3 protein-coding genes are annotated in these 2,953 nt (G+C 62.2%); all 3 read right to left on the reverse strand.

Features of this window, described 5'->3' with window-relative positions; translation table 11 throughout:
• Positions 1-324: 324 nt before the first annotated feature.
• Positions 325-1,509 carry a family 8 glycosyl hydrolase gene (locus Y705_RS16520; RefSeq protein WP_049822108.1) on the reverse strand — a complete coding sequence of 395 codons (1,185 nt, stop codon included), beginning with the start codon at positions 1,507-1,509 and terminating at the stop codon, positions 325-327.
• Positions 1,506-2,444, reverse strand: a complete 939-nt coding sequence (locus Y705_RS0101565; protein ID WP_026531590.1) for a DUF4397 domain-containing protein — start codon at positions 2,442-2,444, stop codon at positions 1,506-1,508. The genes Y705_RS16520 and Y705_RS0101565 overlap by 4 nt, the downstream gene beginning before the upstream one ends.
• A gap of 80 nt (positions 2,445-2,524) precedes the next feature.
• Positions 2,525-2,953 (reverse strand): hypothetical protein (locus Y705_RS22050; RefSeq protein ID WP_026531591.1); only part of this gene is annotated, 429 nt, incomplete at its 5' end.

Below are 2,953 nucleotides of genomic sequence, written 5' to 3' on the forward strand. Positions count from 1 at the left end.
CGCCGGCCGCCGTTGCGGCGTCCGGTTGAACAGTGCCTTCTTCGGGTTTCAGGGACTGCGTTGCATTAGCCGGAACCGTAGCCTTCGCATCGTTTTGGGCCATACCTGATTCTTGTGCCTGTTCCTGCCCAGGGGTGTCCGTCGGGCCCGGTGCCGAAGCACCGCAACCGGTAAGCAACAGCGCGGTAGCGAGTGTGCCCGCCATCATCGCGTGCACGGTCTTTTTCGGCCATCCGAATGAGCGCATCATTTATTGATCCTTGTGTTGCATCGAGCTCCTACGAGCGATGAAGCGTGGCGGGATTTCCACTGAACGCAGATGTCTCACTGATCCTGGACCTCGATCTTTTGAGGTGCCAAAACGGGGCAGCCACCCAGGACATCGGTTTCAAGCATGAGACGCCCCGTCGATACCCAGCCAGCACCGTAGTAGGTGCTGAACTGTGCGGCGACTTTTTCGGCTTTCCGGACATCCTCGCGAGCATCGTCGAGCTGGCCGGCCGATGCTGCAGCTGCAGCGCGTCCCAGGTAGCCGACGGGATGCTGGTCTTCGTTCAGGGGCGCACCCCCAAGATCCAGTACTGCTGGCAACTCAGGAGTACGGTTGAGCGCCGGGAACATTCGGGCCGCGAGGTTCCGGTCCGCTTCTTGGCAGGATTCCGCAAAACGGATCGGCAGCCGGGCGGCGTCGTAGCTGTAGCGCACATCATCGCCCTGTCCGCCAGCTCCCGGCATCGCGTTGACCTGACCGTCTGCGGTGACCTGCGCCCAGTCCGGAGGAAGCGGGCTTTTATCAAGCAACGCGCCTGTCACAGCCCGTCCGCCGTCGACGAGTTCATTCCAGCGCGGATCTCCACTGCTTTCGAACAGAACGGTAAAGGATACGGGCGAGGCGTAGGACGGATTGTAGAAATAATCAGGTCCTCCTGCTGCCCACAACCCGGGAAGAAGAATCCTGCCAAGTGACGTCTGCGCTGTCATCAAATCCAGCACCTGTGCTGCAAGTTCCTGGCCGGCAGCAGTGAAGTCTGCCCTGTCAAAGCGCTCCCCTGCCAGGACGAGAGCGCGGGCAGCATCGACATCGGCATCCGAGGCGGGTTCGGCGTCGACCACGGCACCGTCCCGCCAACGCCAGGCCAGCAGCCCGTCGTCGCGCATCAGATTCTGTTCGGTCCAGGACCAGATGGCCTCGAACCGTTCCTCATCTTCGGCGCCAAGCGCGATCATCAGGCCATAGGCCTGGCCCTCACTGACGGTGTCATTGCCCTGGTCGCGACGGACCACGCGCCCGTCATCATCAACCCACGTTTCCAGGAATGAACGCGCGGACTCCTCAGGTGTCACCTGCTCGATGCTTAGTTCCACGGCAGGACCACTTCCTCCGGAGGACTCTTGGGTCTGGTTATTGGATGGCCGGAGAACACCGGTTGACCAGAGTGCGGCGGCAACAACGACAAGCAGCGTCACTACACCGAAAGCCACCACGGCGAGTAGTGTGCTTTTCTTCACTGGCGGCGCCCGCTGGCCGCCAGGGCTTTCCGTGCGGAACCTCCAACGGTCAGCAGCGCTAGCACCATGGCCAGAACCAACGTGCCCATCACGGACCATTGGGCGATCTCTGTGCCAGTGGCTTCCGCGGCCTGAACGGCGGCACCGGTGTTGGTTCCTCCGACGGGCGTGGAGGTGACCGAGATGCTGTCTTCGATGTGCTTGATGGTCAGTCCACCTGAGGCGTTGTCCAGGACGAGCAGGGTGTTAACGCTGTTCGACTCAAGTTCGATCTTCGCCTCGCTGACAACTGCACCTGCTGTTAGCAACAGGTCCCATGGTCCGTCGTCCACTGTCGCGTATCCAGTCACTTCGCCGCTTTGTGCTCCTGCGGTGATGACCATACCGGAGACTGTTTTGATGTCGACGCTTGGGTTCACAGTGGAGGCCTGCAGCACACGCACGCGTGCTTCACCGTCAGCCGGTGGGGTGAGGTCATCGTAGATGACCTTGGTCGTCAGTTCGGCGTTCGAGCCTAGAGCCGCCAGGGTGACGGGCTCGCCCTCCTTGACGTTGATGAGTTCGCTGATCGCCGGTTCAGCCTCTATCGTGGCATCCGCGGGTGTCATGGACACGACATACGTACCGACCGCCAGGCGTAGGTAATCGGAAACATCACCATAGGCAACGTCCTCCAGGTCGAAGAGCACCTCGCCTCCCGCTACCGCTGTCAGCTGTACATCCACCGACTTGGTGTCGGGAGACAGGTGCGCCACCCGGGCCCACCCGGCGGGCGTCTCATCGGATTCGACGGCGGAAACCGGCCCCGCCGCGAATGTCAGGGCGAGCATCGCGGTAACTGCCGCAGCGAAAACAGTGGAGACTCGGCCGGTGAATCCGCGGCGTCCGAGGGGACCCGGCATCGGGACGGTGGTGGTCGTAGTGGTGGTGTGCATCGTGCGCTCCTTATGCGATGGATGAGGAAAGAAGTTGTTGGGTTGCGGGTTTCCGGCGCCGGTGCCGTCTCGGGACGCTGTTAGCGGGGCGGCAGCAGGTTGGTCGGTTGCACGGTCGAGAAGGTTGCCAATACGCCGTCGTCTGTCTGGGTGACGCTTGACACGGCGAAGAATCCGCTGAGGCTTTCAAGCCATTGCTGAAGGTCGTCCGCCGCGGGGCTTCCCGGGGCCAAGGCAACGCCATCGGAAGCGCTAAACAGCACCTGGCGACGCATCGTGCCATGCTCTCCGTGGACCGGAGGGAAACCTGCAATGGTCAGCGCATCCGAGGATGCCCGTTGACCGATCGCAGCCAGGATCCGTGCATCTACCTGACCTGCCTCGAGGAGTGAAACGCTTTCGCCCTCGAAAGTCAGGGACGGATTGGCGGCCAACTCGATCCCTACCGAGGACAACCGCTCCGACCGCTCGGCCGTAGCCTGCTCGCGCGCTGCAAGCCCTTCGGGAAA

This window comes from Arthrobacter sp. H41, from assembly GCF_000520535.1.
Lineage (GTDB): Bacteria > Actinomycetota > Actinomycetes > Actinomycetales > Micrococcaceae > Arthrobacter_D.

Coding starts and splice junctions, on each gene's coding strand:
- Y705_RS0101565 (WP_026531590.1), bottom strand. CDS start 2,444: ATGCACACCACCACTACGACCACCACCGTCCCGATGCCGGGTCCCCTC.